This is a genomic window from Saccharicrinis aurantiacus (assembly GCF_001660705.2).
Lineage (GTDB): Bacteria > Bacteroidota > Bacteroidia > Bacteroidales > Marinilabiliaceae > Saccharicrinis > Saccharicrinis aurantiacus.
Genome location: NZ_LYBV02000031.1, coordinates 25,181 through 51,429 on the forward strand (window position 1 = coordinate 25,181; position 26,249 = coordinate 51,429).

17 protein-coding genes and 1 tRNA gene are annotated in these 26,249 nt (G+C 34.7%); 9 read left to right on the plus strand and 9 right to left on the minus strand.

Annotation, left to right across the window (positions count from 1 at the left end; translation table 11 throughout):
• Positions 1 to 205 precede the first annotated feature (205 nt).
• From A8B35_RS14120 to A8B35_RS14135, 4 genes are all read left to right on the plus strand, one after another.
• Complete coding sequence (locus A8B35_RS14120; RefSeq protein WP_075603206.1) at positions 206 to 1,171, plus strand: PLP-dependent cysteine synthase family protein; 966 nt, start codon at positions 206 to 208, stop codon at positions 1,169 to 1,171.
• Between the two features lie 196 nt (positions 1,172 to 1,367).
• Positions 1,368 to 6,830, plus strand: a complete 5,463-nt coding sequence (locus A8B35_RS14125; protein ID WP_075603207.1) for an alpha-2-macroglobulin family protein — start codon at positions 1,368 to 1,370, stop codon at positions 6,828 to 6,830.
• On the plus strand, positions 6,811 to 9,138 hold the full coding sequence (pbpC, locus tag A8B35_RS14130; RefSeq protein ID WP_075603208.1) for a penicillin-binding protein 1C: 2,328 nt from the start codon (positions 6,811 to 6,813) through the stop codon (positions 9,136 to 9,138). Before A8B35_RS14125 ends, pbpC begins: the two co-directional genes overlap by 20 nt.
• A 149-nt stretch (positions 9,139 to 9,287) precedes the next feature.
• On the plus strand, positions 9,288 to 10,559 hold the full coding sequence (locus A8B35_RS14135; protein ID WP_075603428.1) for an NAD(P)/FAD-dependent oxidoreductase: 1,272 nt from the start codon (positions 9,288 to 9,290) through the stop codon (positions 10,557 to 10,559).
• A 55-nt stretch (positions 10,560 to 10,614) separates the two neighbouring features.
• Here the strand turns inward: A8B35_RS14135 and clpX are convergent, their stop codons facing one another.
• From clpX to tatC, 6 genes are all read right to left on the minus strand, one after another.
• A complete protein-coding gene (gene clpX, locus A8B35_RS14140) occupies positions 10,615 to 11,829 on the minus strand; it encodes an ATP-dependent Clp protease ATP-binding subunit ClpX (protein ID WP_075603209.1) in 1,215 nt (404 codons plus the stop codon).
• A 72-nt stretch (positions 11,830 to 11,901) separates the two neighbouring features.
• Positions 11,902 to 12,579 (minus strand): ATP-dependent Clp endopeptidase proteolytic subunit ClpP, encoded by a 678-nt coding sequence (gene clpP / locus A8B35_RS14145; RefSeq protein WP_075603210.1) that lies wholly within the window; start codon positions 12,577 to 12,579, stop codon positions 11,902 to 11,904.
• A 150-nt stretch (positions 12,580 to 12,729) separates the two neighbouring features.
• A complete protein-coding gene (gene tig, locus A8B35_RS14150) occupies positions 12,730 to 14,088 on the minus strand; it encodes a trigger factor (protein ID WP_075603211.1) in 1,359 nt (452 codons plus the stop codon).
• 177 nt (positions 14,089 to 14,265) lie between these two features.
• Positions 14,266 to 14,347: transfer RNA gene (locus tag A8B35_RS14155), tRNA-Leu, on the minus strand.
• A gap of 91 nt (positions 14,348 to 14,438) precedes the next feature.
• The gene (lptB, locus tag A8B35_RS14160) at positions 14,439 to 15,200 is read right to left on the minus strand and encodes an LPS export ABC transporter ATP-binding protein (protein WP_075603212.1); all 762 of its coding nucleotides are present in this window, start codon (positions 15,198 to 15,200) and stop codon (positions 14,439 to 14,441) included.
• Positions 15,201 to 15,224: 24 nt separating this feature from the next.
• The gene (gene tatC / locus A8B35_RS14165; protein WP_075603213.1) at positions 15,225 to 16,049 is read right to left on the minus strand and encodes a twin-arginine translocase subunit TatC; all 825 of its coding nucleotides are present in this window, start codon (positions 16,047 to 16,049) and stop codon (positions 15,225 to 15,227) included.
• Between the two features lie 330 nt (positions 16,050 to 16,379).
• On the opposite strand from tatC, the gene recQ reads away from it, so the two are divergent.
• Entirely contained in the window at positions 16,380 to 18,560 is a 2,181-nt protein-coding gene (gene recQ / locus A8B35_RS14170) for a DNA helicase RecQ (protein WP_075603214.1), read from the plus strand.
• On the opposite strand, the gene A8B35_RS14175 is transcribed toward recQ, so the two are convergent.
• From A8B35_RS14175 to purE, 3 genes are all read right to left on the minus strand, one after another.
• Complete coding sequence (locus tag A8B35_RS14175) at positions 18,557 to 20,587, minus strand: ComEA family DNA-binding protein (RefSeq protein WP_075603215.1); 2,031 nt, start codon at positions 20,585 to 20,587, stop codon at positions 18,557 to 18,559. The genes recQ and A8B35_RS14175 overlap by 4 nt on opposite strands.
• Positions 20,580 to 21,404, minus strand: a complete 825-nt coding sequence (locus tag A8B35_RS14180; protein ID WP_075603216.1) for a PorV/PorQ family protein — start codon at positions 21,402 to 21,404, stop codon at positions 20,580 to 20,582. Before A8B35_RS14180 ends, A8B35_RS14175 begins: the two co-directional genes overlap by 8 nt.
• Before the next feature lie 110 nt (positions 21,405 to 21,514).
• Entirely contained in the window at positions 21,515 to 22,021 is a 507-nt protein-coding gene (gene purE, locus A8B35_RS14185; RefSeq protein ID WP_075603217.1) for a 5-(carboxyamino)imidazole ribonucleotide mutase, read from the minus strand.
• 120 nt (positions 22,022 to 22,141) lie between these two features.
• On the opposite strand from purE, the gene hpt reads away from it, so the two are divergent.
• From hpt to A8B35_RS14205, 4 genes are all read left to right on the plus strand, one after another.
• Positions 22,142 to 22,678, plus strand: a complete 537-nt coding sequence (gene hpt / locus A8B35_RS14190; protein WP_075603218.1) for a hypoxanthine phosphoribosyltransferase — start codon at positions 22,142 to 22,144, stop codon at positions 22,676 to 22,678.
• 19 nt (positions 22,679 to 22,697) lie between these two features.
• The gene (locus tag A8B35_RS14195; RefSeq protein ID WP_075603219.1) at positions 22,698 to 23,270 is read left to right on the plus strand and encodes an adenylate kinase; all 573 of its coding nucleotides are present in this window, start codon (positions 22,698 to 22,700) and stop codon (positions 23,268 to 23,270) included.
• Between the two features lie 112 nt (positions 23,271 to 23,382).
• Positions 23,383 to 24,396 carry a GTPase ObgE gene (gene obgE, locus A8B35_RS14200; RefSeq protein ID WP_075603220.1) on the plus strand — a complete coding sequence of 338 codons (1,014 nt, stop codon included), beginning with the start codon at positions 23,383 to 23,385 and terminating at the stop codon, positions 24,394 to 24,396.
• A complete protein-coding gene (locus A8B35_RS14205) occupies positions 24,351 to 26,180 on the plus strand; it encodes a MutS-related protein (protein WP_075603221.1) in 1,830 nt (609 codons plus the stop codon). The genes obgE and A8B35_RS14205 overlap by 46 nt, the downstream gene beginning before the upstream one ends.
• Positions 26,181 to 26,249 lie beyond the last annotated feature (69 nt).

The following is a 26,249-nucleotide window of genomic DNA, read 5'->3' on the forward strand; positions in this document are numbered from 1 at the left end:
GTGGGCCCACTGGAAATAAAGCACTTACAATTAATTTTGTAGGTGCTTTTTTATTTTGTTCATATTTTCTTACACTCCTTTTGTTTACTTCTCATAACAACATGTTGTTCCTCATGGCTTTAAGTATAACCCAAGTAAATGTCATAAGTTCTAATTTATATTATTGTACTTTTACGGATTATTATAAAAAAGAGAATGAATTGTTATGTCAAAAATTGAAGCATTAGGCCTGATCGGGAAAACGAATATGGTGCATTTAAAAACACTTGATCCAAAACCAGGTGTGGAGATATATGCAAAATTGGAGTATATGAATCCTACGGGCAGTACTAAAGATCGTATTATTGCTTACATGGTTCAAAAAGGGATTGAAGAAGGCAAAATTAATAAGAATACTACGCTTGTTGAGGGGAGTTCTGGCAATACAGGTGCTTCTGTAGCTATGATTGCATCAAGCATGGGATTGAAATCAATTATTTTTGTTCCGGATAAATGTAGTGAAGAAAAGATTGCAATAATAAGATCATATGGTGCCGAAGTTATTGTTAAGCCTGAATTGACATACGGAAAATTCCCAGCTCTTAAGGCGGCTGAAAGTCCAGACTACTATCACGTCGATCAATATAACAACATTAATAACCCAGAGGCCCATTACATGAGCTTAGGAAAGGAAATATGGGATGATATGGATGGGAATATTGATGCTTTCGTAGCTTCTGCTTCAACGGGTGGAACCATATCAGGAGTTGCAAAACGATTAAAAGAAAACAATCCGAATATAAACGTTGTTTTGGCCGATCCGGAAGGCTCTGTTTACAAACCATACTTTGAGGGTAAAGAGGATTACTTGTCGTATATAACTCCATTTCATGTTGAAGGAGCTGGTAAAACTAAAATCTGTGCAACCATGGATTTTAACTTGGTAGACGAAGCCATTGCTTTTAATGATGAGAAAGCCATTTCTATGGTACAGCGACTTGCTCGTGAAGAAGGCCTGATGGTAGGAGGATCAAGCGGCGGTAATGTATGGGCGGCTCTAGAAGTTGCCAAAAGAATGGAAGGCCCTGCTAAAATTGTAACTGTACTGCCCGATAGTGGTTTTAAATACCTGAGTAAAATCTTTAATCCAACGTGGTTGAAGGAAAAAGGTTTTGGACATTTGGTTAATTAATTTAGCATAACTAAATTTTATACTACCTGATGTATCAATGTAGACTCACAGGATAAAAGCACTTACAATTAAGTTTGTAGGTGCTTTTTTTATACCTATAATTTTCTTTCTATTCTAATTTCTTAATCATCATAATTATATAATAATATTAGTTATTTTTGTCAAATTATCTCAAACAAATATTCCCATAACAGTTATGATTAAGAATTCATTAAGAAGTTGGAGTTTATTATTATTAATAAGCCTTATAGTATCAGCATGTAACCACAAAAAAGGAACAAAAGATAAGCCTGATGTTGCAGTAACATACTCAGAAGAACAAGCCAAAGAAGTAAGCTTTGTAACTAGTGGAGATATTCATTTTGACGAAAGTATTATGGTTATTTTTAATAATGCAATTGTTGATGATAGCCAGGTTGGTAAGGCAGTAAAGGAAGCCATTAGTTTTTCCCCTTCAATTCAAGGGCAAGCCATTTGGAAAAGCAACTCTGTTCTTCAGTTTGTTCCAGAGAAACCTTTGGCATTGCTTACCAATTATCTCGGTACATTGCATTTTAAAAAGTTATCAGAAAAGTATAAAACAAAAGAAGTAGATGACTTAGACTTTGCATTTAATATTTTGGGAAGAGATATTAGTTCTTTCAATGGATCTTTAGAATTGAAAAATAATAATAGTCCTAAGGAGTTAGTATATAGAGGGAAAATAGTATTCTCTGAAAAAACGAAACTAGAAGCTATTGAAAAAGCTGCTAAAATAAAAGGAGGTAAGGCAACAATTGTATGGAGCCAAGTTGATGATTATAACTTTCAGTTTACTACTAGTGAGATTATACGTTCCGATAAAAGTCAGGATTTTAAATTTGAAATACGCAAAGAAGCGCTAGAGCTAGAGCACGATTATACTGAATCATTTGTAGTTTCTCCCTTAAAAAGTATGGAAGCAAATAGCTTCAAGGTTGATGAAGACGGTCGCAACCCAAGAGTAAGGGTTGTATTTTCTGATGACTTAAACATGGAGCAAAACATTGAAGGTTTAATTTCAGTTAAGCCATCACTTGAGTTTAGTGTTAAAAAGCTTGGGAAGACTGCTATTTTAGATGGTAACTTTAAGTTCGGAACAAAGTATACCATTACCATAAATAAAGGAATTAGTAGCAGGTGGGGCACTAAAACACAAAATAAAGTAGTAAAAGAAGTAGCTTTTAAAGATATTCCACCTCAACTTGAATTTGCTTCAAACGGTATTATCCTTCCAAGCTCTAATAATAAGAAAGTACAGTTCTACACTACTAATATTAGCCGCGTTCACCTTCAGGTAAAAAAAGTATTTACTGATAGGGTTTCTGACTTTGCAAGGTCGCAACAATTACAAAGTTCACGTACTCGTAATAATGGTTTTAAAAATAATTACGAGAGTAATGTAGGGGTAATTGTTAAAAGTAAAACCATTGAAATAGGCTCAACGCAAAACGAATGGCTATTAAATGAGTTTGATTTAACAGAGCTGTTTGAGAAGTATGATGACGGATTATTTCTAATCCGAATTAATTATACACCCGAAGATATGATGAAAACCCCTGAAGAGGATTTGTTGCATTATGTTTCGCAAAAAGGTCAGATTTATAAACCAGTTTTTTTAAGTGATTTGGGTATGACAGTTAAACATACCGAAAATGGAGCCAAGGTGTTTGTAACTGATATTATCACAGGTAAACTTTTATCGGGTGTGCGTGTATCACTGCTTAATTGGAGCGCAAGGGTTGAAACAAGTGCTACCACGAATAGCTCAGGAGTGGCTTCTTTTAGCAATAATAATTACTATTATTATGTAAAAGCTGAATACAAGAATCAATTAACCTTTTTGAATAAAAGCGAAATGGCTTGGAGTAACTCTGGCTTTAATATCGGAGGCGTACATTCAAGCAGAAATAATACCAAAGGTTTCATTTATATGGAGCGCGGTGTTTACCGACCTGGTGATTCAATTAATATATCTTTTATCGCTAAAAATAACGATTTCACTTTCCCACGTAATCATCCCGTTAGCATTACAATTCGAGACCCACAATACAATACCGTTTTTGAACATACCGAAATAAATGGAGTGGATGGTATGTACGTTTTTAATTTTAAAACCGAAGATAATGCACCAACAGGGTCGTACAATGTTAGGATTAATGCTGGCGGTTCAAATTTTCATAAAGAACTGAAGATTGAAACTGTAGTTGCTGAGCAGCTAAAGGTTTCAGTTGAGCCAAGTAAGCGACAGTTTATATGGACTGATAAGCTGATTGATTTTGATATACGAGCCAAATACCTTTTTGGTGCGCCTGCCTCTAATTTAAAAGCAGAGGCAACAATTGAAGTATTGCCTTACGAAATAAAATTTCCTAAGTATAAAGAGTTTTCGTTTACACGTGAAGATGCAGACTTTAATGCCAGTACACATAGCGTATTAAAATCTGAATTAGATGCTGAAGGAAACCTGAATACTTCATGGTTTGTACCACCATTAGGGCAAGTTCCATCAGCTTTAAAGCTAAAAATATCAGCAAAAGTATTAGAGAAAGGCGGCCAACCTAACGAAGGGTGGAATTTTGCTAAAATGCATGTATATCCCAATTATGTTGGGATAAAAGATCCTAGCGGTTACGGTTATTATAAAACCGGAGCAACGGTAAAATTCCCAGTTGTTTTGCTTAATATAAAAGGGGAACCTGTTGAAGGAAAAGCCGTCCAATACAAAGTTTATCGAAACGATAAGCGTTGGTGGTATCAGTATGATAGCCGTAACAGTTATCGATTAAAATATAAAGAGGATAACCAAACTTACCTTGAAACAGAGGGTGCAGTTACATCTGAGGATGGAGTGGCTTACATTAATTTTGAGCCTTCAGAAAATGGTGAGTATTTAATTGAGGTGAGCGATGGGGGTAACGGACACTCAGCGGCCATGTTCTTTAGTGCTTATCGATATGGAAGTTCGGGTAGCAGCGATAGTAACGAAGGTTCCTTAGCTTTAAAAGCTGATAAGGATAAGTACAGCCCCAACGAAACGGCCAAAATTAAACTGCCTAATCCAAAGCGAGGTAACATATTAGTTACCCTAGAACAGGGCAATAAAATGTTAGATTGGTTTTGGGTTGATCCTTCAAAAACGAGCGATGATAATTTGATTATTGATATTCCGCTTAACAAAAATATGCTGCCAAATGTATATGTAACAGTTTCTGTTCTGCAGCCGCATGATCAAACCATTAATGATAGACCAATACGTATGTTTGGTATAATCCCCTTGTATGTTGAGGATGAGAATACCAAGTTAAATTATTTGATTAAAACAAAGGAAAACCTCGTGCCAAATGAGGACTTTACAATTGATATAAGTACCGAAAACGGAAAGCAATCGCAGTTTACAATTGCCGTTGTTGATGAGGGATTATTGAGTTTAACCCAATTCCGAACGCCGAGTCCTTGGCGTGAGTTTTATAAAAAGATTGGTCTTTTTGTGCAGAGTTACGATATCTTCTCGCAAGTAATCAGTGCTAATAAAGCCGATGTATTCCAAACTTTTTCAATTGGTGGTGCCGAAGAATTGGATTACCGCGAGTCGCAGGTTGACCCGATTGATGGTAAAAAACGTTTTGAACCAGTTAGTATGTTCAAGGGGCCAATAAAGACTGATAGTAATGGTAAAGCAAGAGTTTCTTTTCATATGCCAAATTATAACGGAGCGGTTCGTGTAATGGTTGTGGGTTCCCAGAATAGTAGTTTTGGTAGTGCCGATAAAACCATTCCGGTTCGATCTGATATTATTATGCAGCCAAGTATTCCACGAGTTCTTAATCCGGGCGATGAATTTATTTTGCCGGTGGCCTTATTCAATATGAATAAGAAAATAACTCAAGCTGATTTTACAATTACAACAGAAGGACCGCTAGAAATAATCGGTAGTAATAAATATACTACTGATTTCTCGCAAGCTTCAGAAGCTGATATTGAGTTTAAAGTACGTGTAAAAAAGGCTGTTGGTCAAGCTAAAATTTTAATTAAAGGTCAATCCGGAACAATTCAGGTTGAGAGTGGAACTAATATTAAGGTTGTACCAAGTGCCACTCGCATCTACGATAAGGAAACACATAAAATTACCAAGGGCAGTCAGATTGAATTTAACGTACCTAAAGTTGGTATGGAAGGAACCAATAATGCTTCATTAGACTTAAGTGTTTTTCCTAATATGGATTTTAACCATCGATTGAAGTGGCTAATTCGTTATCCTTATGGATGTGTAGAACAAACAACTTCTGCCGTATTCCCGCAGCTAATGCTTAAGTCGATGGGATATTTCAATGCAGATGAGATGAAAGATATAGACACCAATATAAATGAAGGTATCAATCGTCTTCAAAGCTTTAGTCTTTCTAATGGAGGATTTTCGTATTGGCCAGGAGGAACTTCGATTTCATTTTGGGGAACTAATTACGTTACTCACTTTTTGGTAGAGGCCAAGAAGATGGGTTATGCAGTACCGAACCATTTATATAATAGTGGGGTAGAGTGTCTGCAAAAATATGCTAAACGTCATACCGGTAATTTAATGACTCGTGTTAATCGCGTATTCATTCTGGCTTTAGCCGATAAAACGGTGATGTCTGAAATGAATCTTCTTATGGAAAATGAGCTCAGCAAAATGACTCGAACTCAAAAGTGGATGTTAGCTACGGCATATCATTTATATGGAAATAAGGATATTCCTCAGCAAATTTTAGTTAGTGCAGATGATGTATTAAAAGTTTATAAACCGAACTCATATAGTTATGGCTCAAAGCATCGTGATGACGCCATTATTTTGTATTGTGCTACACTGATGAAAAAAATGAATGATGCCGAATTGGTAGCTAAAACTATCACAAAAAAGTTATCAACATTAGATTATTTGAGCACGCAAAGTTCGGGTTACATGTTACTGTCTTTAGGTAAGTATTTTAAGGCTGTAGGTATCGATGCAGGTAATGGGCAGATATTAAAAGGAAGTATTACATTGGCAAATGGTGAGAAGATGAGCTTTAGTAAAGCTGGAAGTTACTCTGTAAAAATACCTGATAACTTCGGGAAACCTTTGAAAGTGGAGTTAGCCGATGGTTCCGAACTTAATCAGGCTTATGCTTCTTTATCATGGAATGGAGTTCCGTTTGAGGACGAAATAATTGCCAGTGCAAAGAACCTTAAACTTGAGGTGAAATGGTATAATGAAAATGGTGCTGAAATCAATCCTCAAAAACTAAAACAAGGAGCTGTGTTTTATGGTCGTTTTAGTGTTCAAAATACCAGTGCTGTTAGTTCGGTAAATGAGTTGGCTTTAGTGCAATTAATTCCTTCGGGATGGGCTATCGAAAATACCCGATTGAATGGTACTTTATTACCATCTTGGGTTCGTAATTGGAATATAAATAAAGAAGACTACTTGGACATAAGAGACGATAGAGTGATGTGGTTTTTCGATTTAAAAGATAAAAAGAAGCTCGATTTTGTGGTTAAGTTAAACTGTATTCATGCAGGTGAGTTTGCATTGCCGGCCACATTAACAGAAGCGATGTATAATAATGATTTTAAAGCAACAACTGAAGGTGTTAAAGTGCATGTTGAATCATTTAAATAGACGATTAATAATAAGGTGGTTGGGTGTTTTATGCCCAACTATCTTTTTTTTATACCTATTGATACCATTCTCTTCATCCATATTTAAAGAGGAGTATAGTACCGCTGTTAAAGCGGAAGATGGTAGCCTTTTACATGTTTTTATTAATGATAATGAGCAGTGGTATTTTTCGCCGGATACCATGCTTGTTCCTGAAAAATTAAAAGCAGCTGTTATTGCTTTTGAGGATGAGGATTTCTACACGCATTGGGGAATTAATGTTGGTGCTATTTTACGGGCCACCTGGCAAAACATAAAAAGCGGAAGAGTTATTAGTGGAGCTAGTACTATACCAATGCAAATAGCTCGTATGTCGAGGCCAAAGAAGCGGACATACCTTAATAAAGTGTATGAAATATTATTTGCCATAAAGCTTAATCTACACTTTTCAAAACAAGAACTTTTAAAGATGTACCTTGATCATGCGCCCTATGGTGGCAATGTTATTGGGTACCGAACTGCAGCATTTAAGTTTTATGATAAAGATGCTGATATGCTAACATGGGGACAGGCAGCTACATTGGCAGTGCTGCCCAATGCACCCGGTATTATTTATCCTTCAAGTACTGATCAATCCTTACGCAATAAGCGCAATCGCCTATTAAAAAAGATGTTTGATAAGGAATACATTACCGAGCAAAACTATAATTTGGCACTCTTAGAGGAGGTGCCAGATCGTTTTATTCCTTTTCAATCTCACGCTCCTCACCTAGCCCGTCAATTAAAATCCGACCATCCTAATAAATGGATTTTAAGTACTACTATTGATGCAAAAATTCAAAAGCAATGCAATCAGTTGGCCACAAGGTATAAGCAGATTTATGCTTCTTACGATGTAAATAACCTTTCTATTTTAGTTGCCGATACCAAAACTGGTGCAATAAAAGCTTATGTTGGTTCACCTGATTTTTTCGATTACCAACACAATGGTCAGGTAGATGGAGTTATTGCACCACGATCTTCAGGATCAATATTAAAGCCTTTTTTGTATGCGCTTAGTATTGATGAGGGTATTATATTACCGCAAAGTTATATACGCGATTTGCCCACTTATTTCGATGGCTTCTCTCCCAGAAATGCCAATCGCGAATATCAAGGTGTGGTAACAGCGCATGAATCACTTGTAAAGTCCTTAAATATTCCTGCCGTACGCTTACTCAATTATTATGGGGTATATCAATTTTATAGTTTCCTTAAGTTGGCGGGTGTAAGTACTTTATTTCGATCTTCTGATGAATATGGCTTGCCTATTATTTTAGGAGGGGCTGAAGTTAAAATGTGGGATATGGTTGCTTTATATCGTGGCTTAGCAAATAATGGTGTGTTTACTGAGAATTATATTTTGCAAGGTCAGCAAGCAGAACAATCCAGTGCACAACTCATTAGTAATGGTAGTTGCAGCTTAACTTTAGATATGCTTAAGGATTTAAAACGACCTGGAAGTGAGTATTTTTGGGAACGTTTTAATAGTTCTCGACCAATTGCTTGGAAAACAGGGACTAGTTTTGGTCATAAAGATGCTTGGGCAGTTGGTCTTACACCAGATTATACTATTGCAGTTTGGTGCGGTAATTTTAATGGCGATGGAAATAAGAATATCGGTGGAGCCCAAACAGCCGGACCTATTCTATTTGATGTTTTACAAGCTTTACCATACAAATCGTCAGAAAAATGGTTTGAGAAAAATGAGATGGATTACAAGCCTATGCGTGTTTGTGCCTTATCAGGTTTCCGTGCCACAGAGGCATGCACAGAGGTGGATACGCTCTTAGTTCCTGAAGAAATGAAACCTTTGAGAACCTGCGATTATCACCTGCTTAAATATTTTTCAGAGGATAAAAAGTATCAATGTTGTTCGCATTGCTGGGATAAAGTGGGTAGTTTACGAGTAGCCACAACCAATTACCCGCCAGACATTGCTTATTATCTGCGAAAAAAGGGAAAATATATTCCGCCTCACGTAAGTCATTATCCAAAATGCTCAGCCTACTCTACAGAACAGTCATTAAAGTTTATTTATCCAAACCTTAATGCGAAGCTATTTTTACCAAGAGACTTTAATGGTGAAATGCAATCAGTGGTCTGTAAAGCCGCGCATAGTAATCAGAATGTAAAAATATATTGGTATTTGAACGAGCACTATTTAGGCGAAACCAATGGCGATCATAAAATGGCTGTTTGCTTTAACAAGGGCTGGAATACAATTACCATTATTGACGAGTACGGTTCTAAAGAGAATCAGAAGGTGTTTACCACACTAAAAAATTAATGTTAAGTGAGATGTTAATATCCGGTTTTTAGGGTCAATTACTTTAAAAATCCTTAAAAAAAACGTTTGTAAATTTAATTAACGAACAATTTCTTTAATTGGAGGTTTTATTGTTTTTATCGGGAATTATTGACCTATTATTACTAAGGATGGAGAACACATTTAACTTACCAAAAAATGGTAAAGAACGTATCATTATTATTGGAGCAGGGTTTGCTGGATTAAAATTAGCCAGAAAATTATCAGCCTCTAAATATCAAGTTGTTGTTATTGATAAACGAAATTTTCATCAGTTTCAACCATTGTTTTACCAAGTTGCTACTTCAGGCCTTGAGCCGAGTAACATTTCCTTTCCCGTTCGAAAAGTATTTCAAGACCACTCTAATCTTCACTTTAGATCAACGGAACTTTTAGAGATTAAGCACGAAGAAAAAGTAATAGTTACAAAATCGGGCGTTTTAAGCTATGATAGATTAGTAATTGCAACGGGAGTTGATACAAATTATTTTGGCAATAAAAATATTGAGGAGCATAGTATTTCAATGAAAACTACAGCTCAAGCCATTAATCTTAGAAATAGGATTCTCGAAAGTTTTGAGGCCGCTATTTTAACGGATGATAAAAAAGAGCAATCGAAATTACTTTCTGTAGTTGTAGTTGGTGGCGGCCCCACTGGCGTAGAGTTATCAGGTGCCATTGCTGAGATCAAAAATTTTGTTTTACAAAAAGATTATCCTGAATTAGATTTCAGTAGAATGAAAATCCGTTTGTACGAAGCGGCCCCTCGCCTATTGCATGTAATGAGCGAAAAGGCTTCAGCAGATGCTTTAAGATTCCTTGAAAAGATGGGTGTAGAGGTCCATTTAAATACCATGATAAAAGATTATGATGGTGATGATATGACCTTAGCCGATGGGACTACTTTTAAAGTTCAAAATTTAGTGTGGACTGCTGGTGTTGGTGGTAAAAAGTTAGTGGGTTTGCCTGAAGAAGTTTATGTAAGAGGTACACGACTTAAAGTAGATCGTAATAATCAGATAATTGGTCTCAAGGATGTATACGCCGTTGGCGATATCTGTTCTATGGAAACAGAAAAATGGCCTAATGGACACCCTCAGGTCGCACAAGTAGCTATACAGCAGGCTATGTTATTAGCAAAAAATCTTATAAAAGAACAAGATACTCCTTTCGAATATAAGGATAAAGGATCAATGGCTACAATTGGACGAAATATGGCTGTTGTTGATTTGCCTGGTTTCAGCTTTTCAGGAACTATAGCTTGGTTTCTGTGGTTGGTAGTTCACCTTATGGCCATTGTTGGGGTGAAAAACCGTTTGTTTATCTTCATTAACTGGGCACAGGGCTATTTTAGTCGAGATCAGTCTTTAAGAATATTAATTCGTCCTTTTAAAAAGGGGTAAAAGCTATAAACAAAAAAGGGAGCCAATTGAGCTCCCTTTTATTATTTAGTATGTTTTAGACCGCTTTTAAACGAGCTAAACTTTCTTTGTCGATTCTCTCTTTCGCATAATCTAGCGAAATTACAATTTCCTTATTGTCTTTCGATGGCGCTTCAAACATCATGTCCATCATAATAGTTTCGCAAATAGAACGTAATCCACGAGCACCTAGCTTAAATTCAACGGCTTTATCAACAATGTAATCTAATGTTTCATCATCAAAATTTAATGTAATACCATCTATATCAAAAAGCTTCTCGTACTGTTTGATAATTGAGTTTTTAGGCTCTCTTAAAATTCTGCGAAGAATCTCTTTATTAAGAGGATTCAAATAAGTAAGAACAGGTAAACGACCAATAATTTCAGGTATTAAACCAAAAGATTTTAAATCTTGAGGAGCAATATATTGTAATAAATTAGTCTGATCTACTTTATCTTTAGCTTTACTTGCACCATAACCAACAACTTGAGTATTTAAGCGATGGCCAATTTTACGTTCAATACCATCAAAAGCACCTCCACAAACAAAAAGGATATTCTTAGTGTCAACCGGAATCATTTTCTGATCAGGGTGCTTTCTTCCTCCTTGAGGTGGAACATTAACAATAGACCCTTCTAATAGCTTTAAAAGACCTTGCTGAACACCTTCTCCTGATACATCACGTGTGATACTTGGATTATCTCCTTTACGAGCAATTTTATCTATCTCATCAATAAATACAATTCCTTTTTCAGCAGCTTCAACATTATAATCAGCAGCTTGTAAAAGGCGTGTTAAAATACTTTCAATATCTTCACCAACATAACCCGCTTCAGTTAAAACTGTTGCATCAACAATGGTAAACGGAACGTGTAACATACGAGCAATTGTTTTTGCCAATAATGTTTTTCCAGTACCAGTTTCTCCAACTAAAATGATATTTGATTTTTCAATTTCGATATCATCTTTGGTTGATCTTTGTTGTAATCGTTTATAGTGATTGTATACAGCAACCGAAAGAAACTTTTTAGCTTCATCCTGACCAATTATATATTGATCGAGAAACTTTTTAATTTCAATTGGTTTTAATAATGTAATTTCATCAACACTGAACTCTCCTTTTTTCTTGAGTTCTTCATCAAGTATACCTGTGGCTTGCTCAACGCAACTATCGCAAATATGACCAGAGATACCTGCAATTAATAAATTGGTATCTTTTCTCTCTCTACCACAAAATGAACACTTATCCATATTTCTAATCTTGCTAAAAAAGCAGAGTGAGAATAATCACACCCTGCTTTTTGTATTTTGTAGAAAACTAAATTATTTAGCTCCTCTTGTTAATACTTCATCAATCATGCCATACTCTTTAGCTTCAGCAGCTGTCATCCAGTAATCACGATCTGAATCTTTTTCAACCTTTTTAAGCGTTGTACCCGAATGGCTTGAAATAATAGTATATAATTCTTTCTTCAACTTTTGAATTTCTCGAGCTGTAATTTCAATATCAGAAGCCTGACCTTGTGCTCCACCCATTGGTTGGTGAATCATTACACGCGAGTGTTTTAAGGCAGATCTTTTCCCCTCAGCACCGGCAGTTAATAAAACTGCAGCCATTGAAGCAGCCATGCCTGTACACATTGTAGCAACATCTGAAGAGATGTACTGCATAGTATCGTAAATACCTAAACCAGCATAAACACTTCCGCCTGGAGAGTTAAGGTAAATAGAGATATCCTTTGAAGGATCTGCCGACTCAAGATATAATAACTGCGCTTGAATAATATTAGCTACATAATCATCGATAGGAAGACCTAAAAATATGATTCTATCCATCATTAAACGAGAGAATACATCCATTGATGCTACGTTTAATTGACGTTCTTCAATAATAGTTGGTGAAATGTAACTGCTCGAAATAGAAGTATATTTATCAAGTGCTAAACTGTTTATGCCCATGTGTTTTGTGGCATACTTCTGAAAATCTTTTGGGTCTATCATAATTTTATATTTTTTCAAATAATGTTCTGAAAAAGCTAAATTATAAAATATTACTCTTGAACGACACTTTTCTAAACATTTATTAATAAAAAAGAGCCTCAAATGTTATTTGAGACTCTCATTATCAAAAAGGTATATGTAGAATTTCTACTAGTTTTCGAAGAATTTGTTGAATTCTTCTCTGCTAACTTCTTTGTCTTCTGTTTTAACAGCTTCTTTAATAAAAGCCATTACTTTTTCTTGAACTGCAGTTTCAGTCATGTTTCTGCGTTGTTCTTCTTGCTTTAACATGTCTTTTGCATAGCTCTCAACGTGCTCATCAGGAATATTAGAAAGACCATATTGCATGAATTGCATTTTAGCTGATTTTTTAGCTACCTCAACAACGTCATCTTCTTCAATTTTGATTTCGTTAACTTTAACGATCTCATTTTTGATTAATTGCCATTTTAAATCTTCAAGATATTTTGGCATATCTTCGTCAATTGTTTCGGCTTTAAATTGGTCGTTGTCAGCGTTAATAGTTAAAATCCATCTTTTAAGGAATGCCTCAGGAAGAGAGATTTCAATTTTATCCATTAACTTATCTTTAGCATCGATAGAGAATTTGTAATCACTCTCGAAGCTTAATGATTTTTGTAAGTCTTCTTTAATTTTAGCTTTAAACTCCTCTTCGTTAGTAGCTACATCTTTACCTAAAACTTGGTCGAATAACTCTTGGTTTAATTCTGGCTCTTGGTAATTTGTAATTTCTTTAACTGTGAATTGGAATTCACCTTTAATTTTCTCAGCTTCTGCTTTTTCTATTTTTAATAAGAAAGCAACATCATCAGCAGAGTTTAAAGATGTTTTTGGGTTGAATACTAAAACGTCATCAACTTTAGAACCAGTAAAGATTCCTTTCGCTTTTTTAGTTTTCAAGTTATCAACAGAAACGATTGTATCTTCAGCTTTAACACCTTCTTCAAGAACGTTTCCATCAGCATCTAACTGAATGATATCTCCTTTAACTAATGATTTTTCATCAGCAGCATCAATTTGCTCACTTGTAGCAAAACGACCTGTTGCATTTTTTACTTGTGCTTCTAAAACTTCATCAGTTACAGCAATAGTGTAATATGGTAACTTTTCTTTTTTAGATAGTTTAACTTCAAACTCAGGAGCTAAAGCAACATCAAAAGCAAAAGTGAAAGCTTCTTGAGTAGCAAAATCAATAGTTTCTTGTGCTTCACTTGGAAGTGGCTCACCTAAAACGTTTAATTTGCTTTCGTATAAATATTTTGAAATCTCTTCTGAAACAATTTTATTTACCTGCTCAGCTAATACATGGTTACCATACATCTTTTTAACCATTCCCATAGGTACTTTTCCTGGACGGAAACCTGGAACAGATGCTTTTTTACGGTAATCTTTAAGTACGTCGTTTACACGGTTCTCGTAATCTTCTTTCTCAACAGTAAGTTTTACTACTGCATTTAAATCGTCAATGTTTTCTTTTGAGATATTCATGTTTTCAATGATTTTTTAAACTACCAAAAGTAATTAAAAGCCTTAACTATTTGTATGGCTTTGTTTTAAACAATTATATTAAACTAATAGCAACAAATTACAAACTAGTTTAATTTAAAAAAACCGTCAAACTATCGAACGAATCGTAAGTAAGACGGTTTTTATATTTTGTTTGTGTGCGGATGAAGGGACTCGAACCCCCACGCCTCTCGGCACTAGATCCTAAGTCTAGCGCGGCTACCAATTACGCCACATCCGCGATAATTTTGCGATGCAAAGATAGCTCATTTTATTTTTAATTTCCAAACGTAAAACAAAAAAAATGATATTTTTTTTTAATGTGCTTTTTATTAACCACTTACATCAAAGGTTCTTCTTTTCAACTCAAAGTCGTCACCTAAATACAGTCTTCTTACTTCCGGATCTTCGGCCAATTCATACGCTGTTCCAGATCTAAATAAGGCACCTTCAATTTGTAAATAAGCTCTATCTGTAATTGAAAGTGTTTCGTGTACGTTGTGATCAGTTATAAGTATTCCGATGTTTTTATATTTCAGCTTCGCAACAATTTCTTGTATATCGGCAACAGCAATTGGATCAACCCCAGCAAATGGTTCATCTAAAAGTATAAATTTAGGATTAATGGCTAGAGCTCTTGCAATCTCTGTTCTTCTTCTTTCTCCCCCTGATAGTTGTATACCTAATGATTTTCTAATCTTTTGTAAGCCAAATTCATTGAGAAGTTCCTCTAAACGCTCCTTTTGGTATTCTTTTTCAAACTTGGTCATTTCAAGAACGGCTTTAATGTTATCCTCAACACTAAGTTGTCGGAAAACCGAAGCTTCTTGAGCTAAGTAGCCTATACCGCGCTGTGCTCTTTTGTAAACGGGTTCTTTGGTTATATCTATATCATTTAAATATATATTTCCAGAGTTTGGAGTAACTAAGCCTACAACCATATAAAAACTAGTTGTCTTACCAGCACCATTGGGTCCCAATAAGCCCACAATCTCTCCCTGCTCAACTCTAATTGTAGTACCTTTAACTACTGTACGGTTTTTATATTTTTTAACCAGTTTATCGGTATGTAGAACTAACTTTTCTTCTGACATAAGTAACTAATTTGTGCTTAGTGTTTATTTATATACTTCAAGTTCTGCTTTTGCGCGCTTTTTTTCAATACGTTTGGCAATTATTATGCCTGCTTCGTATAAAATGATTAAAGGCACACAAACTAATATCTGACTTATTACATCAGGAGGTGTTATTATGGCAGCTAAAAGTAAACTAGCAATAATTGAATGTTTACGATATTTCTTTAGTGAGGTAGAGGTTACTATTCCTACCCTAGCTAAGAAATATATAAGTATAGGTAACTCAAAAATAACTCCTCCTGCTAAAACGATTGAACTGATGGTAGAGATGTACGATCCTAAGTTTAGAATATTGTCTACCTTATCACTTACTTGATAATTAGATAGGAATTGAATGGATAGCGGACAAATAATATAGTATGCAAATAAAATACCCACAGAAAATAAAATAGAAGCAAAAAAGATAGCTCCCCTAGAGTGTTTTTGTTCTTCTTGTAAAAGAGCGGGTTTTATAAAACGCCAAAACTCCCAAAATACATATGGAAATGCCGCAACTAATCCTGCAATGAAGGATACTTTAATGTGAGTTGTAAACTGACCTGACATTAAAATATTCTGAAAAGAGATTTTACTCTGATTAATACAAAGTGCTGGTAAATTATATAAATCAGCAGCTCTACATAATAATCGATTGGTAAAAAAGTCTGGATTGCTTGGACCAAAAATTATGGTGTCAAATAGTATATCTTTGTATAAGAATGCAGCAACACCAACTACTGCAATTGCAATAAATGAACGTACAATATGCCATCTTAACTCTTCTAAATGTTCAAGAAAAGACATTTCATTAGTTTCTTGTTCTGCCATTTTTAAAAATCCTTAACGTAGTTTTTTGTTATTTGTTAATCTTTTTAGCGTATTTTTATTGTAGTGCGAATATAGCACCGATATTTTATAATCCCAATAATAGGATTATTAGCGGTTTGATCGAATCAAATTTCTAAAAAAGTGTTTATTTATTGGAGCTTTATAGTTGACAAAAGTCCTTAATTAATCTACAAATACGCTTAATTTACTGATAAATCTTGCTTTGTAGGTAAAAAAAATTATTTTTGTTAGCCTTGATTATTTTGAGGGTTATTACGTAACGTTTTTCTTGTTATACGTAAAAATAAGAGAAGCCTTATAATTGAAGTTATGGGAAAGAAAATAGATCTTTCGGCTCACCTAAAAAGGTATTTTGGATTTGATACTTTTAAGGGGAACCAAGAAGAAGTTATAGAAAATGTGTTGAAGGGTAATGATACTTTTGTATTGATGCCAACTGGTGGAGGTAAATCTTTATGTTATCAATTGCCATCGTTAATATTGTCGGGAACAGCTATTATTATATCTCCCCTTATTGCCTTGATGAAGAATCAAGTAGATGCAATTAGAAATATTAGTGGTGATGATTCTGTTGCACACTACTTAAACTCGTCATTAACAAAAACGGCAATAACAAAAGTAAAGGAAGACATTGTAGATGGTAAAACAAAGCTGCTATATGTTGCACCTGAATCTTTAACGAAAGAAGAAAACATTGAGTTTCTAAAGAGTGTTGAGATTTCATTTTATGCTGTTGATGAAGCGCACTGTATTTCTGAATGGGGACACGATTTCAGACCAGAATATAGAAGAATAAGACCAATAATTGAAGAAATTGGTACAAAACCTCTAATGGCTTTAACGGCTACAGCAACGCCTAAAGTACAAAGTGATATTCAAAAGAGTCTTGGGATGGTAAAAAGTATGGTTTTTAAATCATCTTTTAATCGACCGAACTTATATTATGATGTAAGAGCGAAGAAAGATGCTACCAAGCAAATCATCAAGATATTAAAAGAGAATGTTGGTAAATCAGGTATTATTTACTGTCTGAGTAGGAAGAAGGTTGAGGAATTGGCCGAGGTTCTGCAGGTAAATGGTATTAAGGCGCGTCCTTACCATGCAGGAATGGATGCAGCTACAAGAGCAGGTAACCAGGATGCTTTTTTAATGGAAGATTGTGATGTTATTGTTGCAACAATTGCCTTTGGAATGGGAATTGATAAACCCGATGTTCGTTTGGTGATGCATTATGATATTCCTAAAAGTTTAGAGGGCTATTATCAAGAAACAGGTCGCGCTGGTAGAGATGGTGGTGAAGGCAGGTGTATAACTTTCTATAGTTATAAGGATATACAAAAGCTTGAAAAGTTCATGCAAGGGAAGCCTATTGCGGAGCAAGAAATTGGTAAGCAGTTGTTATTAGAAACGGTGTCTTACGCAGAATCTTCAATTTGTAGAAGGAAAATACTACTTCATTATTTTGGAGAGAAGCATGATGAAGATTGTTGTGACACGTGTGATAACTGCGTACACCCTAAAGAGCAGCACGAGGGACAAGATAATGTTGCATTGATGATAAAAACGATTCTTGAACTGAAAGAGCGTTTTAAAGCCGACTATATTTCTCCATTCTTAGCAGGTAAATCTAACTCTGTTATTAAAACTTATAAGCACGATGAGCATGAGCTTTTTGGAGCAGGAAAAGAAAAAGATGAGAAGTATTGGAATGCTGTAATTCGTCAATTACTTGTTCCAGGATTATTGGTTAAGGAAATAGAGAATTACGGAATTTTAAAAGTAAGTGATTTAGGAAAAGAGTTTTTAGCAAAACCGCGTTCTTTTTTCATTACGCAAGAGCATGATTTTGAATCAGTAGATATTGAGGAAAAATCGGGCGGAGGCACTGCATCTGTAGATCCTCAACTTTTAAGCATGTTAAAAGATTTACGTAAAAAAATATCAAAACGTAAAAATTTACCTCCATTTGTAATCTTTCAGGATCCTTCACTTGAGGCAATGGCAATTCATTATCCAATATCATTGGAGGAGCTTAATAATATACCAGGTGTAGGTTCAGGTAAAGCCAAACGTTTTGGAAAAGAGTTTGTAGATCTTATTAAGAAACATGTTGATGATAATGAGATTGAACGTCCTGTGGATTTGGTTGTTAAGTCGGTGGCTAATAAATCCAAGAATAAAATCTCAATTATTCAAAGTATAGATCGTCAAATCAACCTTACAGATATAGCCAGTTCTCAGGGTATTGATATGGAGGAGTTCATCACAGAATTGGAATCTATTGTTTATTCAGGAACCAGAGTTAATATTGATTATTATATCGATCAGGTAATGGATGAAGATACTAAAGATGATATTTTTGATTATTTTAAAGAAGATGCAGAATCTGATGATATAGGAAGTGCTCTGGAGGAGCTTGGCGAAGAATACTATTCGGAGGAAAATGTTAGATTAGTTAGAATTAAATTCCTATCAGAAGTAGGAAACTAAAATATATACTGTAATTGAATTTTTAAATTGGTTCTGGAATTGCCTTCAATGGTATTATCTCCAGAGCCAATTTCATTTTTATGGCTATACCATGTTTTGCTATATTTTAGCCAAATCCTTAATGGAGGGATTACTTTCCATCTTAATTGTGTATAAAAACGAGTTCCTTCGTTTTGAAATGCGGGTGTATAGAAGTTATATAATAAGTCGTTTTCGTAGGTATATATTCTTGAGTAATAATCATCCGTATCAAAAACTGTATATCTTAGCCACAAACTTATTTTATCTTCAATCCACGAATGTTTATAATCGATATAGGATAAATAGCCTGAGCTAACATCATTATTCTCATAAAATGAGTTTTCAAATCTAAACTGAATTCTCGATACCTCGGAACTATTGTAAGTAGCATGTAGTCTTATCTTTTTTTGGTTGGTGTTGTGGATAGTGAAAGTTGGATTGCCATCTATTCTATTATTTTTAGCTTTCTCTTTTTCTTTATAGCGCACGTATATACTAAATTGCCTAGCAAATTGGTAATTTATATTTACCATATAGTCATACCCGTTTGAAGGGGCGCTAGTTTGATATTCAAGCCACTCACTCTTGAAGAAATCAAAATATCCTGATAGTTCAATGTTTTTAAACGGGTAAGTAACCATACCTAAATATATACCACTTTCTCCTGCAGGAGTGCTATATTCACCAAACGAATTTGTATAAAGTGAATAATACTTCTTACTTATGTGCCGATGAAGTAGAGATAATGAGATATTATTTTGAGGTGAAAATATTAAGCCATTCGACAACGCTACATTATATTCAGAGGTACTTGCAACCTCACCAAATAGTAGCAGTTTATTCACACTATATTTATAGTTAAGCCAATAATTACTCATTTTAACTTTCGGCGTAGTAAAAAGTTTGTAAGCGTTGTTTTGTATGATTGTATCAGCATCAAACTCGTTGTAATAGCCGCCTATACCAATATTCAATGCCCTGTAATAATAGTTTACATTTGCTCCGATTGTTTTTTGGAGTAGGTTATTTCTTTTTGATAGCTCACTATCTGTTCTGTGATAACCAGTTTCAGGCATTGAGTTAATTATTTTATTACTGTCAGGGTCTAACTCGATATTAGCATCTCTATTCTTGTAATTTGAGAAAATAGTAAGTTCTAAATCGCTAATAGAGAATGTAGCTGCCGCTCCTCTAAAAAAACTATATTCGTTTGCTGAAGTATATTTTGCAATGGTTTTACCTCTCTTGTTAATATTTAAAGGTTCAGCACTTTTACCCATTGCAGTGCTTGTCCATAAAGCTAAGCCTTGACCTATATTTGCACTGTAGTCGCCAATAATAAAAGTTTTCAGCCATTTCTTGCCTGAGTAAAGTACATGCCCTGAATAAAAGTCAATATAATTAGGGTGTGATTTAAATATTCCCTCTCCAGGGTCCTTATCTAAAGTTATACCTGCATACCAATTAGCACCATATTGTAACTGTAGGCGCGAGTATAAATGGTGTTTGTCACCCAAGTATTTACTTGCTATACTATCATTTCCGTAAGCTGATGCATTATCTAAATCAAACATATCTCTCATGATGAGTTGTCCCTTAAAGTATTTTTTTGAGGAATATTGACTTCCTTCTTCTTCAAACCGAATGAAATTTTGCAGCACTTTTAAGGTTTCTATTGGCATATCCTTAACTCCCTGAAGTTGATATATACTTTTTATAGAGCCTTGATTCTGTGTGAAATCAAATAAGTTCTGAACTTGTAAGGGACTTAAAAAGATAAGTTGATCAAGATCTTCTTTGCTAGCACTATTGATTTGAATAGGGTTGTGAATAATATCGAGCAAATCCTCGAACGCCTGATTGTTAGGTCCAATTAGTTCACTATTTTGTGATGTTGATTCAAGTAAATCTGAAACAATCTGCTCAGGATTTCTCTGAGATTGCGAGAAAGAATAACTCACAAATAGTATGTTAATTAATAAGAGGCATAATTTCTGTTTACTCATCTTTATGCCAATTAAAAGTTAAGCCAATACTAGATGTCATTCCTAAAGCCTCATGAAAACTAGCCGCATAATCAACAATAAATTGTTTTAGTTTAAGCCCTAAGCCAAAACTATATAAAATTGGTTTGCCTGATATTCCTCCTTTAAACCACAAAAAGTTTTGATAGTTATATTCTAATCCAAATTTTGATATTACCCCATAATCACTTTGTTTTTCAAACTCATAACTTAATGAGAACTGGTCTGAGGCAAGCCAACTTATACCTAAAGCGTAATAAGATGGGATGTGAACTTCTTCAGTATTGATTGTTAGGCTTGCTTGTTCAGGATTTGTAATTGAGGCTCCTATTTTAAGGTGCTTTATTGGTTGGAATTGTAGGCCAATTGATGAGTAAAGTTGGCCGCCATTCCCTGATTGCGAACTGAAGTAGTTTGCATAATTCAATTGAAAACCTGCAGCTACTTTCTCGGTTATCGATTTCGAATAGCTTAAGCTTATGTTTTGTTCTTTATATAAACTAAATCCAAACGATTGATAAGAGGCTCCAATATTTCCAATTTTAGTAGGTAAAGTACTCGCAATTTTTTGCGAGCTTAATTCTTTAATCCCATAAGGCATAGAATAGGAAATACCTGAACTAACTTTGTTAAAGTTTGCATTTCCTGCTGGATTCTGAAATGCGCTCCATACATCAGAGCGTGTTGAATAAATGCCAGCTAGAGCATTTGATACAGGAGAATTATGTAAGCTATTTTGGCAAAATGTATTGCACGAGTATAGCAATACTATTATAATAGCAGCTAGGTTTTGGGACATAAAAAAGAGGTATTCTTAAGGTTAATTACACCTTAAAATACCTCTTTTAAATCTATTTACAAAATATTCAGAGTAACTCTAAGTATTTTGGAACATCGTAAAATTACCGACTAGTTTGTTTTGAAGTCGTATTTAACAGTACTTAGCTCTTGGTTAGCTTTCACAATTTTTGTTTTAAGCTCTTCTTTAAAACCAGCTAATCTTTCAGCTAATTCGCGATCGGCTAATGAAATCATTTGAGCAGCTAAAATACCTGCATTTTGAGCACCATTAATACCTACTGTTGCAACCGGAATTCCTGGAGGCATCTGTACAATTGCTAATAAGGCATCTAAACCATCTAAAGAAGCTTTAATTGGTACACCAATAATTGGAAGTTTAGTCATTGAAGCTATAACTCCAGGTAAGTGTGCTGCCATACCAGCTGCTGCAATAATTACTTTAATACCTCTCTCTTCTGCACCTTTTGCAAATGTTTCAACAGCTTCAGGTGTTCTGTGTGCTGAAAGCGCATTGATTTCAAAAGGAATTTTTAAATCATTTAGTACTTGTGCTGCCTTTTCCATAACTGGAAGATCAGAAGTACTTCCCATAATAATACTAACTACTGCTTGCATTCTTATAAAAAATTAAAAATTAGTTTAAACTGACGCAAAATTAACAAGTTATAGAACTAAATTGTTTTATCAGAGGTATTTTTTTGTACTTTTGCGCCACAATAATAAAATAGCCGTTTGATGGAGACTATTAAGATATTAGATAGGGAGTTTAAAAAGTCGATTCCGTTTGAGACGATTGATAAGGCAATTGATAAGATTGCCAAGGGGTTAAATGAAGATGTAGCGGATAAAGATCCATTGCTAATTTGCATATTAAATGGTTCATTTATGTTTGCAGCTGATGTGATGAAAAAGTTGAGTTTTCCTTGTCAGATTAGTTTTGTTAAAATGGCTTCGTATGAAGGTACTGGTTCTACAGGTAAAATTAAGGAGTTAATTGGTTTAACCGAAAATTTAGAAGGCCGCACGGTTGTAATACTTGAAGATATTATTGACACAGGTTTTACTATTGAAAAGGTGCAGAAGCAAATGCTTTCTCATGGTGTAGCCGATTTAAAAATAGCCACATTATTATATAAGCCAGAGGCATGTAAAGTTGATGTAAAAATTGATTATACAGGTCTTGAAATACCAAATGATTTTATCGTAGGTTATGGTTTAGATTATGATGGATATGGTAGAAACCTTGCTGATATTTATACTGTAGTAGAATAAAAAATAAATACTAACTAATATGTTGAATGTTGTAATTTTTGGCCCTCCAGGGTCAGGTAAAGGGACTCAGAGTGAGAATATTATTGAAAAGTTTAATTTAGCACACATCTCTACCGGAGATTTATTAAGAGCTGAAATAAGCGGTCATACACAACTTGGGACTATTGCAAAAAGTTTTATCGATAAAGGTGAGTTAGTACCTGATGAAACAATTATTGGAATGATTGATAATAAAATTGAATCTTTAGTGGGTGCTAAAGGTGTTATTTTCGACGGTTTTCCTCGTACAGTTGCTCAAGCAGAAGCTCTTGAAGAGTTATTAGCAGAGCACAATTCTAAGGTTTCAGTAATGGTTAACCTTGAGGTACCAAAAGAAGAATTGGTAGAGCGTTTATTAAAGCGTGGAGAAACTTCAGGTCGTTCTGATGATAATTTAGAGACTATTGAGAAGCGTATTTCAGTTTATGAATCACAAACTTCTCCGGTTATCGACTTTTATAAAGCTAAAAAAGTTTACAAAGCAATCCAAGGTGTTGGTTCTGTTGATGGAATATTTGAATCTATCTCAGCTGCAATCGAAGGAGCTAAGTAATAAAGATATTTTTGATTTTAAGCCACGGGTAGTGTAACTTACCGTGGCTTTTTGTATTTAATACTTCATGGTTATTTATATATTCACATAAGTAACCTATAAAATAATAATTATGGCCAGTAGTAATTTTGTTGATTACGTAAAAATCTTTTGTCGTTCAGGTAAAGGTGGTGCAGGATCTATGCACATGCGTCGCGAGAAGTTTGAACCTAAAGGTGGACCTGATGGTGGTGATGGTGGACGTGGTGGCCATGTTATTATCCGTGGAAGTAGAAACCATTGGACACTTCTTCACTTAAAATATAAACGTCATGTATTTGCAGGACATGGTATGAGTGGCGGTGGCCAAGGTAGTTCTGGTTCTCAAGGAGAAGATAGAGTAATTTATGTTCCGTTTGGAACAATTGCCAAAGATGCTGAAACAGGCGAACAAATCTGCGAAATTACCAATGATGAGCAAGAATTTATTCTTGTAAAAGGCGGCCTTGGTGGAAGAGGAAATATGCACTTTAAAACCTCAACCAATCAAACACCTAGATATGCGCAACCGGGTCAGGATTTAACTGAAGTGGCTGTTGTTTTAGAGCTTAAGGTATTGGCCGATGTTGGTTTGGTAGGATTCCCAAATGCGGGAAAATCGACCTTATTATCTGTTGTGTCAGCCGCTAAGCCCGAAATTGCAGATTATGCTTTTACCACTCTTGTGCCTAATTTAGGTATTGTTGGCTATCGCGATAATAAATCGTTTGCTATGGCCGATATCCCAGGTATTATTGAGGGAGCTAGTGAAGGAAAAGGATTAGGTTTAAGATTCTTACGTCATATTGAGCGAAATTCGATATTACTATTTATGGTTCCTGCGGATGCAGACGATATTCAAAAGGAATACCAGATTCTATTGAATGAATTAAAGTGCTATAATCCTGAATTGTTGGATAAAGAACGTTTGTTAGCTATTTCAAAGTGCGATATGCTTGATGATGAGCTGATGGAAGAAATTAAAACTGATTTACCTGACATTCCATATACTTTTATATCTTCGGTCGCCAATATTGGTATTACTGAACTAAAAGACATGGTATGGAAAGCACTAGAAGAGTCGAATCAAGATTTGATGAACTCATAGTCCTATACAAAAGTAAGGCACAAGAATACACAAATAAGCTGTCAAAAATAAAAACTAGCCTAGGCCAAATTGCATGGCTTAGGTTACTTACCTTCATTTTATTAATTGCAGCTCCTATCCTACTTTTTCCAATTTCTGCTTGGGCAGGAGGTTTATCAATAGTTATTTGTATTTCGTTATTCGTATTATTGATAAAGAAATTTAATGCCTTAAAAACTCGCAAAAGTGAGTGCGAAGCCATTAAAGAATTAAACGAGAACGAAATAAAAGCCCAACAATACAACTGGGATTGTTTTAATGATGGAAAACAATTCTTAGATCCAGAGCACAATTATTCCTATGATATTGATTTGTTTGGGAAGGGATCTTTTTTCCAATATATTAATAGAACCATTACAATTGGCGGAGAAGAGTATTTAGCGAAACACATTTCCACTGAAGAATTAGATGCTTCAGAAATAAGCCAAAATCAGAATAACTTTAGCGAATTAGCAAAAAAGTTCGATTTCCGTCAGGCTTTCTACGGAAAGGGTAAAATTGTTGATGAGAAAGTAAAGGATGCTTCTGTCATAAAAGATTTAAAAGCTTATAAGAATCTATTTTTAGATAAATCGAGTTTATTTAAGTCTCTCATCTATGTTCTACCCGCTTTATTATTTGCATCTATAATTGCCTCATTTTATGAGGCGAAGTTTGTATCACTAATAAGCATATTGCTATTGGTTAATCTATCCATAGTTGGGTTTTACTTTAAAAAAGTGAACTACTTGCATAACAAGTTCTCTGTTTTATGTGTACAGTTAAATAAGTATGGAATTTTAGCTCAACTAATCCAGAGTGAGAAATTTGAAACGGAGAGTTTGCTTAATATTCAAAATCAACTTTTTAAGGATGGTAAAAATGCAGCTGAAGTAATTCAGATTTTCACGAAAGATTTATCACAGTTTGATCAACGATCTGGTATGATTGGTGGCTTCATTTTAAATGGATTGCTTTTATGGGATTTAAAATACGTACTTAAAATTGAGAAATGGATACAGCAATATCATTTGTCCTTAGATGAATGGTTAGATGTAATATATAAAATTGATGCCTACAATTCTATGGCTGGTTTTGTGTATAATCATCCTGGCTTCATATTTCCTGAAATGAGTTCGAGTAAAGTCTTTGAGGTTGAAGAATTAGGTCATCCGCTTATCGATAGAAAAGAGCGAGTAGATAATAATTATGCATTTAACAACTCTATTTTTGCACTTATCACAGGAGCAAATATGTCGGGAAAAAGTACTTTTTTAAGAACGGTGGCTTTAAATAGGGTAATTGCTCAATCGGGTATGACAGTTTGTGCTAAGAAAATGGTTTTTAAACCAATGCTCCTCATCACAAACATGCGAACTTCAGATAACCTCATGAAGCACGAATCGTACTTCTTTGCCGAGTTAAAACGTCTCAAGTTTATTATAGATGCCTTATACGCAGGCAATGAAATTTTTGTAATTCTAGATGAGATTTTGAAGGGAACCAACTCGAAGGATAAAACCTATGGATCGATGGAATTAATAAGACACTTATTGAAATTAAATGTGCATGGTATGATTGCCACTCATGATTTGGAATTAGGTATTTTAGAAGAGGAAAGCAAAGGAAAGGTTAACAATATTTGTTTTGAAGTTGAGAATACTAATAATGAATTAAAGTTCGATTATAAACTATACAAAGGGGTAACCCAAAATCATAATGCTACCTTTTTAATGAAACAAATGAAGATTATCGTAAATGACTGATAATTTGTAAAATAATAGACCCAAGAATTTGTTTTAATAATAATTTTCCTTTTTTTTGAGGATAGATAA

Excerpts from the sequence above, each read along its gene's own strand:
- clpP (WP_075603210.1), bottom strand. The coding sequence starts at position 12,579 with ATGATAGACCCAAAAGATTTTCAGAAGTATGCCACAAAACACATGGGC.
- tatC (WP_075603213.1), bottom strand. The coding sequence starts at position 16,049 with ATGGCAGAACAAGAAACTAATGAAATGTCTTTTCTTGAACATTTAGAA.
- hpt (WP_075603218.1), top strand. The coding sequence starts at position 22,142 with ATGGAGACTATTAAGATATTAGATAGGGAGTTTAAAAAGTCGATTCCG.
- clpX (WP_075603209.1), bottom strand. The coding sequence starts at position 11,829 with ATGGATAAGTGTTCATTTTGTGGTAGAGAGAGAAAAGATACCAATTTA.
- A8B35_RS14205 (WP_075603221.1), top strand. The coding sequence starts at position 24,351 with ATGGAAAGCACTAGAAGAGTCGAATCAAGATTTGATGAACTCATAGTC.
- A8B35_RS14195 (WP_075603219.1), top strand. The coding sequence starts at position 22,698 with ATGTTGAATGTTGTAATTTTTGGCCCTCCAGGGTCAGGTAAAGGGACT.
- A8B35_RS14125 (WP_075603207.1), top strand. The coding sequence starts at position 1,368 with ATGATTAAGAATTCATTAAGAAGTTGGAGTTTATTATTATTAATAAGC.
- pbpC (WP_075603208.1), top strand. The coding sequence starts at position 6,811 with ATGTTGAATCATTTAAATAGACGATTAATAATAAGGTGGTTGGGTGTT.
- tig (WP_075603211.1), bottom strand. The coding sequence starts at position 14,088 with ATGAATATCTCAAAAGAAAACATTGACGATTTAAATGCAGTAGTAAAA.
- A8B35_RS14175 (WP_075603215.1), bottom strand. The coding sequence starts at position 20,587 with ATGAGTAAACAGAAATTATGCCTCTTATTAATTAACATACTATTTGTG.
- A8B35_RS14135 (WP_075603428.1), top strand. The coding sequence starts at position 9,288 with ATGGAGAACACATTTAACTTACCAAAAAATGGTAAAGAACGTATCATT.
- obgE (WP_075603220.1), top strand. The coding sequence starts at position 23,383 with ATGGCCAGTAGTAATTTTGTTGATTACGTAAAAATCTTTTGTCGTTCA.
- recQ (WP_075603214.1), top strand. The coding sequence starts at position 16,380 with ATGGGAAAGAAAATAGATCTTTCGGCTCACCTAAAAAGGTATTTTGGA.
- lptB (WP_075603212.1), bottom strand. The coding sequence starts at position 15,200 with ATGTCAGAAGAAAAGTTAGTTCTACATACCGATAAACTGGTTAAAAAA.
- purE (WP_075603217.1), bottom strand. The coding sequence starts at position 22,021 with ATGCAAGCAGTAGTTAGTATTATTATGGGAAGTACTTCTGATCTTCCA.
- A8B35_RS14120 (WP_075603206.1), top strand. The coding sequence starts at position 206 with ATGTCAAAAATTGAAGCATTAGGCCTGATCGGGAAAACGAATATGGTG.
- A8B35_RS14180 (WP_075603216.1), bottom strand. The coding sequence starts at position 21,404 with ATGTCCCAAAACCTAGCTGCTATTATAATAGTATTGCTATACTCGTGC.